The 14281-nt window shown below is 66.1% G+C and carries 14 protein-coding genes; 2 read left to right on the top strand and 12 right to left on the bottom strand.

The window, feature by feature from the left end; translation table 11 throughout:
* Position 1: 1 nt before the first annotated feature.
* The 6 genes from WT97_RS06465 to ndk form a co-directional block, all read right to left on the bottom strand.
* Complete coding sequence (locus WT97_RS06465) at positions 2-631, bottom strand: tetratricopeptide repeat protein (RefSeq protein ID WP_059504921.1); 630 nt, start codon at positions 629-631, stop codon at positions 2-4.
* Positions 632-686: 55 nt separating this feature from the next.
* Positions 687-2027 carry a histidine--tRNA ligase gene (hisS, locus tag WT97_RS06460; protein ID WP_059790772.1) on the bottom strand — a complete coding sequence of 447 codons (1341 nt, stop codon included), beginning with the start codon at positions 2025-2027 and terminating at the stop codon, positions 687-689.
* Positions 2028-2047: 20 nt separating this feature from the next.
* The gene (gene ispG, locus WT97_RS06455) at positions 2048-3352 is read right to left on the bottom strand and encodes a flavodoxin-dependent (E)-4-hydroxy-3-methylbut-2-enyl-diphosphate synthase (protein WP_034207441.1); all 1305 of its coding nucleotides are present in this window, start codon (positions 3350-3352) and stop codon (positions 2048-2050) included.
* A gap of 112 nt (positions 3353-3464) precedes the next feature.
* On the bottom strand, positions 3465-4487 hold the full coding sequence (locus WT97_RS06450; protein WP_059504924.1) for a helix-turn-helix domain-containing protein: 1023 nt from the start codon (positions 4485-4487) through the stop codon (positions 3465-3467).
* A 163-nt stretch (positions 4488-4650) separates the two neighbouring features.
* Entirely contained in the window at positions 4651-5790 is a 1140-nt protein-coding gene (gene rlmN / locus WT97_RS06445) for a 23S rRNA (adenine(2503)-C(2))-methyltransferase RlmN (RefSeq protein WP_059781063.1), read from the bottom strand.
* Positions 5791-5845: 55 nt separating this feature from the next.
* Complete coding sequence (gene ndk / locus WT97_RS06440) at positions 5846-6271, bottom strand: nucleoside-diphosphate kinase (RefSeq protein ID WP_040144283.1); 426 nt, start codon at positions 6269-6271, stop codon at positions 5846-5848.
* Positions 6272-6520: 249 nt separating this feature from the next.
* On the opposite strand from ndk, the gene WT97_RS06435 reads away from it, so the two are divergent.
* Positions 6521-7219: a Bax inhibitor-1/YccA family protein gene (locus WT97_RS06435; RefSeq protein ID WP_059790770.1), complete on the top strand. Its 699-nt coding sequence runs from the start codon at positions 6521-6523 to the stop codon at positions 7217-7219.
* A gap of 64 nt (positions 7220-7283) precedes the next feature.
* On the opposite strand, the gene rlmD is transcribed toward WT97_RS06435, so the two are convergent.
* The gene (rlmD, locus tag WT97_RS06430; protein ID WP_059504928.1) at positions 7284-8681 is read right to left on the bottom strand and encodes a 23S rRNA (uracil(1939)-C(5))-methyltransferase RlmD; all 1398 of its coding nucleotides are present in this window, start codon (positions 8679-8681) and stop codon (positions 7284-7286) included.
* Between the two features lie 223 nt (positions 8682-8904).
* On the opposite strand from rlmD, the gene WT97_RS06425 reads away from it, so the two are divergent.
* Positions 8905-9759 (top strand): endonuclease/exonuclease/phosphatase family protein, encoded by an 855-nt coding sequence (locus WT97_RS06425; protein ID WP_059790767.1) that lies wholly within the window; start codon positions 8905-8907, stop codon positions 9757-9759.
* A 31-nt stretch (positions 9760-9790) separates the two neighbouring features.
* Here the strand turns inward: WT97_RS06425 and WT97_RS06420 are convergent, their stop codons facing one another.
* From WT97_RS06420 to surE, 5 genes are read right to left on the bottom strand one after another with little or no spacing between them, the layout of a single operon-like run.
* Positions 9791-10567 carry a 3'-5' exonuclease gene (locus WT97_RS06420; RefSeq protein ID WP_059504932.1) on the bottom strand — a complete coding sequence of 259 codons (777 nt, stop codon included), beginning with the start codon at positions 10565-10567 and terminating at the stop codon, positions 9791-9793.
* 3 nt (positions 10568-10570) lie between these two features.
* A complete protein-coding gene (rpoS, locus tag WT97_RS06415) occupies positions 10571-11659 on the bottom strand; it encodes an RNA polymerase sigma factor RpoS (RefSeq protein WP_059504934.1) in 1089 nt (362 codons plus the stop codon).
* Positions 11660-11670: 11 nt separating this feature from the next.
* Positions 11671-12576, bottom strand: a complete 906-nt coding sequence (locus tag WT97_RS06410) for a peptidoglycan DD-metalloendopeptidase family protein (RefSeq protein ID WP_060353167.1) — start codon at positions 12574-12576, stop codon at positions 11671-11673.
* A gap of 5 nt (positions 12577-12581) precedes the next feature.
* Complete coding sequence (locus WT97_RS06405) at positions 12582-13514, bottom strand: protein-L-isoaspartate(D-aspartate) O-methyltransferase (protein WP_060353171.1); 933 nt, start codon at positions 13512-13514, stop codon at positions 12582-12584.
* Entirely contained in the window at positions 13511-14272 is a 762-nt protein-coding gene (gene surE / locus WT97_RS06400) for a 5'/3'-nucleotidase SurE (RefSeq protein WP_034207450.1), read from the bottom strand. The genes WT97_RS06405 and surE overlap by 4 nt, the downstream gene beginning before the upstream one ends.
* Positions 14273-14281: the final 9 nt, after the last annotated feature.

Below are 14281 nucleotides of genomic sequence, written 5' to 3'. Positions count from 1 at the left end.
TTCAGCCGCCGAGCGCGTCCAGCTTGAACTGCACCAGCTGGCGCGCGGACTGGTCGTCCTTCGACAGGCCGTCGAGCGCGAGCTTGTAAGCGGCGCGCGCATCGTCGGTCTTGCCTTGCGCGGCCAGCAGATCGCCGCGGCGATCGGCCACGAGGCCCTTGAATGCATCGACCGGCGTACCCGACAGCAGCGCGAGGCCCGCATCGTACGCCTTCTCGTCGAGCAGCAGCGACGCGAGGCGCAGCTTCGCGATCTGCTTGTACTCGTCGTCCTTGGCGTGATCGACGGCCCATTGCAGCTGCGCCTTCGCGCCTGCCGCATCGCCGGCCGCGTACAGCGTCTTCGCGGCCGCAAGCGCCGTCATCTGCGCATACGGCGTGCTGCCGAACTTGTCCTCCATGTCGGCAGCCGCGCGGGCCATCGTTGCCTTGTCGTTCGCGGCGGCAGCCTTCTGGACTTGCTCGTACAGCCCGGACGCCTCGGCAGCCTGACGGCGCTGCCAGTAATTCCAGCCGTTGAAACCGGCCGCGACGACGAGTGCCGCGAGCACGATCCACGTGGTGAGGTTGCCCCAGCGGGCCCACCACGCCTTGAGATTTTCAATCGATTCTTGTTCGTCGTGATAACTCATCGGCGAGCGATTCCTTCCTGTTCAGGCTTTTCTTGTCGAGCGAATGCGAGCGCGATCAGTCGTCGCCGTCTTCGGCGGATGCAACCATCGCATTGATTAGGAATTCGGTCAAGCTTTCGACCGGTACGGTCTGCTGAACGTTCTTTTCCCCTTCCGCACCCGCGCCGCGCAACGCTTTCACGCCCACCGTGCCGTTCGCGACCTCTTCTTCGCCGAAGATCACCGCGAACGCGGCGCCGCTTGCATCGGCCCGCTTCATCTGCGACTTGAAACTCGCCGGCGCGCCGTCGGCGCTGCAGTGGAAGATCACGTCGAGGCCCGTGTCGCGCAGGCGTTCGGCCGCGATGAACGCCTGTTCGCGCGCGGTTTCGCCCTGATGCACCACATATACGTCGACGCCTTCCTGCTCGGGCGCCAGATCCTCTTCCTTCAACAGCTCGAGGATGCGCTCGATGCCCATCGCCCAGCCGCACGCGGCGGTCGGCTTGCCGCCGAGCTGCTCGATCAGCGGATCGTAGCGGCCGCCGGCCGCAACCGTGCCCTGCGCGCCGAGCTTGTCGGTCACCCATTCGAACACGGTCAGGTTGTAGTAATCGAGGCCGCGCACGAGACGCGGGTTGATCTTGAACGGAATGTTGTTCGCGAGCAGCAGGCGCTGCAGCCCTTCGAAGTGGGCACGCGATTCGTCACCGAGGAAGTCGATCAGCTTCGGCGCGTTCTGCGCGATTTCCTGCAGCGCGGGATTCTTCGTGTCGAGCACGCGCAGCGGGTTCGTATACAGGCGGCGCTTTGCGTCTTCGTCCAGCACGTCGACGTGCTGCTCGAGGTACTTGATCAGTTCGACGCGATGCGCGGCGCGCTCTTCGGCGAGACCGAGCGAGTTGATCTCGAGCTTGATGCCGGTCAGCCCGAGGTCGTCCCACAGGCGCTGGCACATCATGATGATCTCGGCATCCGCATCGGGGCCCGCAAAGCCGAGCGCCTCGACGCCGACCTGATGGAACTGCCGGTAGCGGCCGCGCTGCGGACGCTCGTGACGGAACATCGGGCCGATGTACCACAGGCGCTTCGGGCCGTCGTACAGCATGTTGTGCTCGATCGCCGCGCGCACGACGGCCGCGGTGTTCTCCGGACGCATCGTCAGGTGTTCGCCGTTCAGCGCGTCGGTAAAGCTGTACATCTCCTTCTCGACGATGTCGGTGACTTCGCCGATGCCGCGCGTGAAGAGCTGCGTGTGCTCGACGATCGGCGTGCGGATGTTCTGATAGCCGTACGCGCGCAGCAGCGATTTCACGGTAGCTTCGAAGAATTCCCACAGGCCGGCATCCTGCGGAAGGATGTCGTTCATGCCTTTGACGCCGGTGAGCTTCTCGATCTTGCGTTTCTGTTCAGTCATCGTTCGTGTGTGTGGACGAATTAGTTCAGGGCCTCGGTGCGGCCGTAATTGCGCGCGACGTAGTCGCTGACGATCTGCTGGAATTCCTCGGCGATCCGCTCGCCGCGCAGCGTCTTGACCTTCTCGCCGTCGATGAAGACGGGCGCGGCCGGGTTCTCGCCCGAACCCGGCAGGCTGATGCCGATGTTCGCGTGCTTCGATTCGCCCGGGCCGTTGACGATGCAGCCCATCACCGCGACGTTCATCTTCTCGACGCCCGGATATTCCTTGCGCCACACCGGCATCTGCTCGCGCAGATACGTCTGGATCTGCATCGCGAGTTCCTGGAACAGCGTGCTCGTCGTGCGGCCGCAGCCCGGGCATGCGATCACCATCGGCGCGAACGAGCGCAGGCCCATCGTCTGGAGGATTTCCTGGCCGACGATCACTTCGCCCGTGCGCGGCGCGCCCGGCTCCGGCGTCAGCGAAATGCGGATCGTGTCGCCGATCCCTTCCTGCAGCAGCACGCCGAGCGCCGCCGTCGACGCGACGATTCCCTTCGAGCCCATGCCGGCCTCGGTCAGCCCGAGATGCAGCGCGAAGCCGCAGCGGCGGCCGAGTTCGCGGTACACGGCGATCAGGTCCTGCACGCCGCTGACCTTGCACGACAGCACGATGCGGTCGCGGCCGAGGCCAAGCTCCACCGCGCGTTCGGCCGAGCCGATCGCCGACTGGATCAGCGCCTCGTACATCACGCTCTGCGCGTCCCACGGCTGCGCGCGCGCACCGTTCTCGTCCATCATGCGTGCGAGCAGATCCTGGTCGAGGCTGCCCCAGTTCACGCCGATCCGCACCGGCTTGTCGTACTTCGCCGCAGCTTCGATCATCTGCGCGAACTGCGTGTCGCGCTTCGCGCCCTGACCGACGTTACCGGGGTTGATCCGGTACTTCGACAGCGACTCCGCGCAGCCCGGGTAGTCACGCAGCAGCAGGTGGCCGTTGTAGTGGAAATCGCCGACGAGCGGCACGGTCACGCCCATCCGGTCGAGCTGCTCGCGAATCGCCGGCACGGCGGCCGCGGCCTCCGGCGTGTTGACCGTGATGCGCACCAGTTCGGAGCCCGCGTTCGCGAGTTCCTTGATCTGGATCGCCGTGCCGATCGCATCGGCCGTGTCGGTATTCGTCATCGACTGCACGCGCACCGGCGCGTCGCCGCCGATCGTCACGAGTTGCCCGCCCCAGCGGACATCCACCGCATGCGATACACGGCGCGGCTGATGCCCGCCGAACACCGGTTCGGTTGAACAAATCTGACTGCTGCGTGGGGATTGAGCTTCGGATTGCATCGATAGATCCATTTACGCGGAATGCGCCGCGACGCGGCGCATGAATTGAAAAAGCGCCGTGCCCTCACGGCCTGCCGATATCGACGGCAGGCCTTCGCCACGGCGCTTGACGTCAGGGCAACGTGAACCGCGCCACGTTACCCCGCGCTGCCGAATATTTTGCCGGATCGACCGGTTTTCCGTCGAACGCAACCGCGTCGAGACCGGCCTTGTTGCCGATCGTGACCTTGAACGGCCCGTCACCGGCAACCTGCTTCGTTTCGCCGGCACGCACCAGCGCCGAGAACAGCTCCTTGCCGTTCTTGTCGCGCACGCTGAACCAGCAATCCTGCTTGACCTTCAGTTCGACCATCGACTGGCCTGCCGCCACCACGACGCTCGCCGGCTGGGCCGGCGCGGCCGTGCTTGCCGCCGCCGTTGCCGCCACCGGCTGCGATGCGGCAGCCGTCGCGACCGGGGCCGCAGGCGCCGGAACAGCCGACGCAATCGGCTGCGCCGGGGCAGCCGATGCCGATGCGGCAGCCGGGGCCGGAACCTCATTCGCCACCGCCGCCGACGCGCCGGTCGCGGCCGCTTCTTCGGCAGACGACGATGCCGCCGCCGCGCTCGCGGCCGACGCATGCTCGGCGTCGCCGCCCTTCAAGCGTGCGAGCAGACTCGACGAATCGCCGCCAGTGTGCCACATCAGTACGGCGACCACCGCGACGATGACGATCCCCGTTCCCCACAGCCACGGATGGTGGCGCGACGAGCCGCCCAGCGGAATCGACACGCGGCCGCGCGGCAGATCCGTGCCCGACGACGCAGGCATCGACAGGTCGACTTCCGGCACCCCGCGCTCGCGGCGCAATGCCTGCGCGAACGGCTCCGGATCGACGCCGAGCATCTTCGCGTAGCTGCGCACGACCCCGAGCGCGAACGTCACGCCGGGCAAATGGCTGATGTCGCCGGCCTCGAGCGCCCGGAGCTTTTGCGGTGCGACCTTGAGTCGCGCCGACACGTCGTCGACCGACCAGCCCTTCGCCTCCCGAAGCTGCGCCAGCCGGCTGCCGACCGCCGCCAGCGATTCCAGTCCCGCCGGTGCCGGCTTCGCGGCATTCGTCTCTGCGCCGTTAGACGGCTGCGGCTCACTCATCCTTGTCCTCGCGTCGATTCTTCTTCACTGGCGGCTGCCGCCGGCTCCCGCCGGCCGGCATCCGCAACGGTTCATACCATGCGCGGCGCCGAGGCGCCGCGACCGATCGCTATTCGCGTGTTGCACCGCCAAAGGGTTCGGGCACCCCGGCCAGGCGCCCCCGTCAAACTGCCCGAACTTCGATGATTTTTCCTGCTGCGCCCGTTCGTTCCGCAAGGCGCGTACGATCCTTCACCGCGCCGGCCAGTTGCCCGCACGCGGCGTCGATGTCGTCGCCGCGCGTCTTGCGCACGGTCGTGACGACACCCGCGTCGATGAGGACCTGCGCGAAGCGCTTGATCTGCTCCGGCTTCGAGCGGATGAGGCCCGACTCCGGAAACGGATTGAACGGGATCAAGTTGAACTTGCACGGCACGTCGCGCGTGACGGCCAGCAGTTCGCGCGCATGCGCTTCGGTGTCGTTGACGCCGTCGAGCATGCAGTATTCGAACGTGATGAAGTCGCGCGGCGCGACTTGCAGATAGCGCTGGCACGCAGCCATCAGCTCGCGAAGCGGATACTTCTTGTTGAGCGGCACCAGCTCGTCGCGCAGCGCATCGTTCGGCGCATGCAGCGAAACGGCCAGCGCGACCGGCAACTCGGCGCCGAGGCGGTCCATCATCGGCACCACGCCGGACGTCGACAGCGTGACGCGACGGCGCGACAGGCCGTATGCGTTGTCATCGAGCATCAACCGCATCGCGGGCACGACCGCGCTGTAATTCAGGAGCGGCTCGCCCATGCCCATCATCACCACGTTGGTAACGACCCGTTCGGCCTTGCCGTTCGGACCGGGCGCGCGGCCTAGCGACGCTCGCAATGCAAATTCGGCCATCCGGAGCTGGCCGATGATTTCGGCTGTCGACAGGTTGCGGGAGAAGCCCTGCTTGCCCGTCGAACAGAAGCGGCAGTTCACCGCGCACCCGGCCTGCGACGACACGCACAGCGTGCCGCGCGTCTCTTCCGGGATGAACACGGTTTCGACCGCATTGCCGTTTCCGACGTCGATCAGCCACTTGCGCGTGCCGTCGGTGGAAACGTGATCGCTGACGATGTCCGGCATCACGATCGATGCGCGGCCCTTGAGCTTCTCCCTCAGGGACTTCGCGAGATCGGTCATGCCGTCGAAATCGCCGGCGTTGTACTGGTGGATCCAGCGCTGCAACTGCTTGGCGCGGAACGGCTTCTCGCCCAGGCTGCCGCAGTACGCGACAAGACCCTCGGCGTCGAAGTCGAGAAGATTGACGGAAGTTTCGCTCGTCATGATGTGCTGCCTTGCCGCGTGCGCTGAATCCTGCCTACTTGCTGTCAGCCAGGGCTTAACGCGAGTAAACGTTCATTTCCGGGAAGAAGAACGCAATTTCGACCGCTGCCGTTTCCGCAGCGTCCGAGCCGTGCACGGCGTTCGCGTCGATGCTGTCGGCGAAGTCGGCGCGGATCGTGCCCTTTTCCGCCTTCTTCGGATCCGTTGCGCCCATCAGGTCGCGGTTCTTCAGGATCGCGCCTTCACCTTCCAGAACCTGGATCATCACCGGGCCCGAGATCATGAAATCGACGAGATCCTTGAAGAACGGACGTGCTGCGTGAACTGCGTAGAACTTCTCTGCGTCGGCACGCGACAGGTGCGCCATGCGCGCTGCGACGATCTTCAGGCCGGCGCCTTCGAAACGGCTGTAGATCTGGCCGATCACGTTCTTTGCCACCGCATCCGGCTTGATGATCGACAGGGTGCGCTCGATTGCCATAAAAACTCCAAAAAATTAAGAAGTTACAGGTTCAAATGAATCCGCTATTGTAGCACGATCCCGTGTATCATTGCGATTGAACCCTTACACGAATGAAAGGTTCAGAATCCATATGTTTTGTGCCGCCGATCCATTGAAACCTCGCGGCACGGAACGTATCTTAGCCATAGCTGCCCCGGTTTGCTGCGCCGCACATCGCGCGCGCCGAACCGGCCCCGGACGCCCACGCGTTCAATGTTAGGAGAAACCATGAACGACTATCCGTACAATTTCGGCCGCGGCGACTCCGTCAGCACCGCCGCGGTTCGCAACCGCGTATTGCGGAACACGTACTGGCTGCTCGCGCTGTCGATGGTGCCGACCGTGCTGGGCGCCTGGGTCGGCGTCGCGACGGGCTTCTCGCTGTTCGCGGCCACGAGCCCGATGATGAGCCTGCTCGCGTTCTTCGCGATCGCGTTCGGCTTCATGTTCGCGATCGAGCGGACCAAGAACAGCGCGGCCGGCGTGTTCGTGCTGCTCGGCTTCACGTTCTTCATGGGCCTGATGCTGTCGCGGCTGCTGAGCTTCATCCTCGGCTTCTCGAACGGCCCGTCGCTGATCATGCTCGCGTTCGGCGGCACCGGCATCATCTTCGCCGCGATGGCGACGATCGCCACCGTCAGCAAGCGCGACTTCTCCGGGCTCGGCAAGTGGCTGTTCATGGGCGTGATCGTGATCCTGCTCGCCTCGGTCGCGAACATCTTCCTGCAACTGCCGGCGCTGATGCTCACCGTGTCGGTGCTCGCGATCGCGATCTTCTCGGCCTACATGCTGTTCGACGTCCAGCGCGTCGTGAACGGCGGCGAGACGAACTACATCTCGGCCACGCTCGCGATCTACCTCGACCTGTACAACGTGTTCACGAACCTGCTCGCGCTGCTCGGCATCTTCGGCGGCAACCGCAACTGACGTTCGCGGCGCACCATGAAAAAACCGGCCCGCGGGCCGGTTTTTTTTACGTCCGCCGCCCGGCTCAGTCGCGCTCGAACAGCGCGATCGATTCGACGTGCGACGTATTCGGGAACATGTTCACGACCCCGGCACCCTTCAGCCGGTAACCGGCCTCGTGCACGAGCAGGCCCGCATCGCGCGCGAGCGTCGACGGATTGCACGACACATAGACGATGCGCTTCGGCAGCGGGCCTGCGCCACTCTGCGCGATCTCGGCCAGCGCCTTCGACACCGCGAGCGCGCCTTCGCGCGGCGGGTCGATCAGGAACTTGTCGAATGCGCCGAGTGCGCGGAGGTCGTCGCCCGTCACTTCGAACAGGTTCCGGCATGCGAACGTCGTGTGGCCGTCGACACCGTTCTCGCGTGCATTCGCCAGCGCGCGCGTGGTCAGCGTGTCGCTGCCCTCGATACCCATCACTTCGCGCGACAGCCGCGCGAGCGGCAGCGTGAAGTTGCCGATCCCGCAGAACAGGTCGAGCACGCGATCGTCGCGCGACGGCGCGAGCAGGCGCAGCGCCCGCCCCACCAGCACGCGGTTGATCTGATGGTTCACCTGCGTGAAGTCGGTCGGCTTGAACGGCATGCGGATGCCGAATTCCGGCAACGTGTAATCGAGCGAGACGTCGAGCGGATAGAACGGCGTCACCGTGTCGGGGCCCTTCGGCTGCAGCCAGAACTGCACGTGGTGCTCGTCCGCGAACGCGCGCAGCAGCGCTTCGTCGTCCGCGTTGATCGGCTCCAGCACGCGCAGCACGAGTGCAGTGACTGCCGAGCCGACCGCGAGTTCGATCTGCGGCATCCGGTCGCGAATCGACAGCCCTTCGACGAGCCGGCGCAGCGGCACGAGCATTGCCGACACGTGCGGCGGCAGCACTTCGCAGCTCGTCATGTCGGCGACGTAGCTGCTCTTCTTCTCGTGGAAGCCGACCAGCACACCGCCCTTCTTCGCCACGTTGCGCACGGTCAGGCGCGCACGGTAACGATAGCCCCACGACGGACCGTGGATCGGCGCGAACATCGTTTCCGCACGCAGCTTCGCCAGATGCCACAAATTGTCTTCGAGCACGCGCTGCTTGACCGCCACCTGCGCGCGCATGTCGAGATGCTGCATCGAGCAGCCGCCGCAGGTGCCGAAGAATTTGCACTTCGGCTGCGTGCGCATCACGCTCGGGCGCAGAATGTCGACTACCGTCGCCTGCTCGTAGCTCGGCTTGCGGCGATAGCTCGAATAGGTCACGCGCTCGCCCGGCAGCGCGCCTTCGACGAAGATCACCTTGCCCGGCTGACCGTCCTCGGTCATCGTGCGGCCGACACCGCGCGCTTCCATGTCGAGCGATTCGATCTCGAGAACCGGGGCAGGCCCGGGCGCGACGGGCGCGTTTTTCGATTTGCGCGCAGAAGTGGGGACGGCTTCGGACACCAGCTTTTCCTGACAAACGTTGAAGAAGGCGAGATTGTAGACGACGAAAGCCCCCGTCGCGTGCTTTGGATGAGGCAGGCGTCGAACTTGCGCACAGACAGCCCTGTGGTGCGCCCGCGCCGCCATGCAATGCGGCTTCGGGATGCACGTGCGGCGAGCGGAGCCGCAAACCGGCCGGGGCAACGCCCAAGCCCCGACATTCCGCCCAACAGGAGATTCGACCATGCGATTGATCGACTGGAACATCCAATGGGGTCGGGACGCGGACGGCGTCGTCGATCTTTCCCGTACCGTCTCGGCCATCCGCCAGCTCGGCGATTTCGACGTGCTGTGCCTGCAGGAAGTCACGCGCGGCTTCGACGCACTGCCCGGCCGGCCACGCACCGACCAGTTCGCCGAACTCGCGGCGCTGCTGCCCGGCTATACGATCGTCGACGCCATCGGCGCGGACCTGCCGGCCGTCCGGCCGGACGCACCGCGCCGCCAGTTCGGCAATGCGATCGCGACGCGACTGCCGGTTGGGCGCGTGCTGCGCCGATCGCTGCCGTGGCCGGCCGACGCCGGCGCGCCGTCGATGCCGCGCGTCGCGCTCGATATCGAATTACACGCGCCCTTCGGGCCGTTGCGCGTGGTCACCACGCATCTGGAGTATTACTCGGCGCGCCAGCGGCTTGCACAGGTCGATGCGTTGCGCGACCGGCATCGCGAGGCTTGCGCGCACGCGAACCAGCCCGCCCCCGCCGAAACCGCCGAGGGGCCATTCAGCGCGACCGGGCAACCGCGCGATGCGATCGTCTGCGGCGATTTCAACAGCGCCTTCGACGGCGAGGCGTACCGGCGCTTCCTGGAGCCGATCGCCGACGCGCCGGGTTTCGTCGACGCGTGGGTCGCACGGCATCCCGGTCGTACGCCGCCGCCGACGGCCGGCGTCTACGATACGGCGCAATGGTCGGACGGGCCACTCGCGTGCGATTTCGTGTTCGTGACCGACACACTGTTGCCGCGCGTCATCGGCTGCGAGATCGACGGCGACGTACGCGCGTCCGATCACCAGCCGGTGCTGCTCGAACTGGCCTGATCGCACCGATTGCGGGCATGAGCCGCCCGCGCTACGCGTCGAAACCCGCCAGGTATTCGACCCAGTGCGCGGCCGGTTCCTGCGCAAGCGCGTTCTTCACGAGCAGGATCTCGTCCGCGTACTCGCTCGGCGTCAGGCCGCCGCGCATCAACTGGAACCGGCAATACAGCAGGTAGGTGTTGACGACGTCGGTTTCGCAATAGTTGCGGATTTCGTCGATCCGCCCGTCCTGGAACGCCGGCCATACCTGGCTGCCGTCCATCCCGAGCTTGCCCGGAAAGCCGCACAGCTTCGCGAGCGCATCGAGCGGCGCGTTGGCGCGCGCCTGATACATCGCGAGCACATCCATCAGGTCGGTATGCCGCGAGTGATAGCGCGAGATGTAGTTGTTCCACTTGAATTCGCGGTCGTCCTCGCCGAGATCCCAGTAGCGGGTGGCGGGAATGCCGTGCACGAGCGCGCGGTAATGGAGGACCGGCAGATCGAAACCGCCGCCGTTCCACGATACGAGCTGCGGCGTGTATTTCTCGATCACGCGGTAGAACGACTGGATCAGCGTGGCTTCGTTGTCCTGCGGCGTCCCGAGGGAGCGCACGCGAAAACCGTTGTTGTCGCGGAACACGCACGAGATCGCCGCGATCCGCTGCAGGTGGTGCGGCAGGAAATCGCTGCCGGTCTTCTCGCGACGTGCGGCGAATGCGTGTTCGGCCACCGCAGCATCGTCGAGCGTCGCGGGCAGGTCTTCCAGACGGCGAATGCCGTCGACATCGGGAATCGTCTCGATGTCAAAAACAAGAATCGGAGTCATCGGTTACAGAACGGCGTCCTTGCGCACGCCGTTGGAGGCGAAGAACCGCTTGAGGCGCACCAGCGCTTCCTGCTGGATCTGCCGCACGCGCTCGCGCGTGAGCCCCATCTCGTCGGCCAGCTCCTCGAGCGTCGCCGGTTCGATGTGGTTCAGCCCGAAGCGGCGCTCGATCACGTGCCGGTGCTTGTCGGACAGCCGTGACAGCCATGCACGCGTCAACGTTTCGAGCTCGCGGTGCTGCACCTCCGCGTCGGGCGACTGGCTCTGGTCGTCGGGCAGCAGGTCGAGCAGGCTGCTCGCGGGATCGAGGTCGAGCGGCGCGTCGAGCGACGCCGTGTGTTCGTTGAGTGCGAGGATATCGGTGACTTCCTCGGCGGTCTTGCCGGTGAGATAAGCGATGTCGTCGATGCTGGCTTCGCGGCGCTCGGCCGCCTCGCCCGTCGACATCGAATTCTTTTCGAGGTGGCGCTTCGCGCGCAGCACCTGATTCAGTTCGCGGATCACGTGCACGGGCAGGCGCACCGTGCGCGCCTGGTTCATGATCGCCCGCTCGATGCTCTGCCGGATCCACCACGTCGCGTAGGTCGAGAAACGGAAACCGCGCGTCGGGTCGAATTTCTCGATCGCGTGCATGAGGCCGAGATTGCCTTCCTCGATCAGGTCGAGCAGCGGCACGCCGCGGTTCAGATACCCCTTCGCGATACTCACGACGAGACGCAGGTTGCGCTCGATCATCACCTGCCGCGCCTCGAATTCGCCGGCCTTCGCGAGGCGCGAATAGCGCTGCTCTTCCTCGACGGTCAGCAACGGCTTCACGCTGATACGGTTCAGGTAATGCTGGATCGTATCGGCCGTGAGCTCGGCCTGCAGCAGCGTGCGGAAATCGTCGACGTCGGGCGCTACTTCCGGGCGGCCTTCGCGCTCGTCGTCGCCACCGTCCGCTTCGCCGTCGCGTACATCGAGATCACGTTCGTTTTCCGCGACGTCATCTTCGTCGTCCGTCGAAGCAGCTACTCGCCCCACCGATGCTTGCGTGGCACGACTGATCTTCTCAGACTCGGCTTGCGGCTCGTGGCGCTTCGATTTCGGCATGGTCGTCTCGGTTATTGAGGCGGCAAATACTTCAGCGGATCGACAGGCTTACCCTGCCGGCGAACCTCGAAATGCAGCATCACGCGGTCGGCATCGCTGTTACCCATCTCGGCGATCTTCTGCCCCTTCGTTACCGCGTCCCCCTCTTTTACCATCAAAGCGCGATTGTGTGCATACGCCGTGAGGTAAGTTGCATCGTGTTTGATGATAATGAGGTTGCCGTAGCCGCGCAGACCGTTGCCGGAGTAAACGACGCGGCCGTCTGCCGCCGCCTTCACGGCCTCGCCGGCCGTCCCGCCGATATTGACTCCCTTGTTCTTCGCATCGTCGAACCCGTTCAGCACGGGGCCGCGCGCGGGCCATGCGAACGTCACGGGGCCGCTCGGCGCGGCCGCCGTATCGCTCGAGCCAGTGGCCGCAGCCGGCGGCGTGGCGGCGAGTGCGGACGACGTGCCCGCGGCCGGCGTGGCCGGACCGCTGCTCAGCGGTGCGGTCGCGACCGTGCCACCGGCGATCGGCGCGGTGGCCGGCGCGCCCGCAGCCGGTACGCCCGCGACCGTGGCGCCGCCTGGCGGCGCCACGCGCAGCAACTGATCGACTTCGATCTGGTTCGGGTTCGCCAGATTGTTCCACGACGCGATGTCGCGATAGTTCTGCCCGTTCTCGAGCGCAATCCGGTACAGCGTGTCACCCGGCTTCACGCGATAGAAGCCCGGCGGCGGCGGGCCGAGCGGCACCGCGGGCTGTGCGGCGGCGGTCGTGCCGAGCGACCCGGAGCGGTCGACGACGGGCGCGTTGTCGAGCCGCGTCGCACAGGCGGCCAGTAGCGTGGAGAACGCAGCCACACAGATCGCGCGCTGGGCGAGCGTGAGCGGTTCCCTGGATCGGTTGTTTTGCATCGCGCGCAACATACTCATCGGTTTCAAATCACTCCGGATTTTAAAGGGACAAAGAAAACGCGATCAAGCCGGGACTCTCGCCATTGCGCGTGCGCGACGCGCTCGACGAGCGTGAGCACCTGGTGCTGCCCGCTCTGTGCGCCGACCGGCGCGACGAGCCGCCCGCCGATCGCGAGCTGCTCGAGCAGCGCCTGCGGCACGTCGAGCCCCGCAGCCGCGATCACGATCGCGTCGAACGGGGCCGCGGACGGCAGGCCGACACGCCCGTCGCCGTAGTGCAGACGGATGTTCGGCACGCGCAGCGGCCGCAGGTTCAGCTTCGCGCGCTCGTAAAGCGGCTTGATGCGTTCAATCGAATACACGTCGCGTGCCACGTGGCTCAGCACGGCGGCCTGATAGCCGCAACCGGTGCCGATCTCGAGCACGCGCTCGAGCGTGCGGCCGGCCATCGCGAGCTCGATCATGCGCGCGACGACCGACGGCTTTGAAATGGTCTGCTGGTGGCCGATCGGCAACGCCGAATCCTCGTAGGCCTGCGTCGCGAGGCCGGGATCCACGAACATGTGGCGCGGCACCGCTGCCATCGCGTCCAGCACGCGCGCATCGGTCACGCCGTTCGCGCGCAGGCGTTCGACCATCCGCTCGCGCACACGTTCCGACGTGAGCGCGAACGCGCCGGCCGGCGCGACGCTCGGCGCCGCCGGCTTCGGCAGCGCCGGCTTCAGCACGGTCGGCTTCGGTGCGGTCGCCGGCTTCGCGGCGGCGACACCCGGCAGCGGCGCCCGCACGCCGGCCGGCTTCACCGCAACGGGTTTCAGCACGGCCGCGGGTTTGTCGGCGGCCTTCGACATCGCGCCCGCCGCCTGGCGTTCACCGGCCCGACCTTCCGACTTGCGTGGCGCTCGCTTGAGATCTTCGAGCGCGAGCGGGAACCGCTTCGCGCGCTCGCCGCTCATGAAGCCCGCCCTCCGGCGCGCGCCCATTCGCGCGTCGCGGGCAGCATCTGCGTATGCGTGAGATCGAGCTGCAGCGGCGTGATCGACACGAATCCGTTTGCGACGGCATGGAAATCGGTGCCCTCGCTGGCGTCGAGCGCCTCGCCCGCGGCACCGATCCAGTAAATCGGCTCGCCGCGCGGGTCGGTCTGGCGAATCACCGGCTGCGACGGATGACGCTTGCCGAGGCGCGTGACTTGCCAGCCCTTCAGTTGGTCGTACGGCAGGTTCGGAATATTGACGTTCAGCAGCGGCTGGCCGGGCAGCGGGTGCGCGAGGTAGTGCGCGACGATTTCCGCGGCGACGCGCGCGGCGTCGGCCAGGTGGGCCCAGCCCTTGTCGACCAGCGAGAACGCGATCGCCGGCACACCGAACATGATGCCTTCGGTGGCGGCTGCAACTGTCCCCGAATAGAGCGTGTCTTCGCCCATGTTCTGGCCGTTGTTGATGCCCGACACGACGATATCCGGCCTCGCATCGGCCATCCCGGTCAGCGCGACGTGCACCGAATCGGTCGGCGTGCCGTTCACGTAGAAGAAACCCGTACCCGCTGCGCGCTGCACCGACAGCGGCCGCGACAACGTGAGGGAATTCGACGCGCCGCTGCAGTTCTGCTCGGGCGCGATCACCGTAAGCTCGGCCAGCGGCTGCAACGCTTCGCTGAGCGCGGCGAGACCGGGGGCGAGATAGCCGTCGTCGTTGCTGAGTAGGATTCGCATCCGGCGATT

Source organism: Burkholderia sp. MSMB1459WGS (genome assembly GCF_001534535.1).
In the GTDB taxonomy this organism is placed as follows: Bacteria; Pseudomonadota; Gammaproteobacteria; order Burkholderiales; family Burkholderiaceae; genus Burkholderia.
This window is presented reverse-complemented; position numbering and strand designations above follow the sequence as displayed.